Genomic DNA, 331 nt, shown 5'->3' on the forward strand with positions numbered 1-331 from the left:
CTCGAAGCGGTCGGCGGCACGCTGCTGTTCAAGATGTGCGTCCAGAACGAAGGGGAAGGCCAGCACGTCGCGGCGGCATCCGTCGGCGATGGCGGCAATCGCCAGTTCCTCCTGCTCACCTTGCCAACCGGCGGCGGGGCGCTGAAAGTCGAGACCATTTCGAGAAGCAGCAACCCGGTGGCGGGCATCGCGGCCGCCTATGCCGGGCTGATGGACGCCTTCAAAACCGCCGCCTGAATTTCCGCGGCAACGCGAAGGCTATCTTGCGCCACGCACGAGCGCATGGCGTCTGTTTTGTTTGCGACTACGGGCTTGCGCAATCCGGCCGTCC

The 331-nt window shown here is 65.3% G+C and carries 1 protein-coding gene; it reads left to right on the forward strand.

Annotated elements, in window-relative coordinates:
• The coding region (locus EN852_RS37485; protein WP_135879816.1) for a hypothetical protein at positions 1–237 on the forward strand (237 nt) is incomplete at its 5' end.
• Positions 238–331 lie beyond the last annotated feature (94 nt).

It is taken from the genome of Mesorhizobium sp. M2E.F.Ca.ET.209.01.1.1 (assembly GCF_004010375.2).
Taxonomy (GTDB): domain Bacteria; phylum Pseudomonadota; class Alphaproteobacteria; order Rhizobiales; family Rhizobiaceae; genus Mesorhizobium.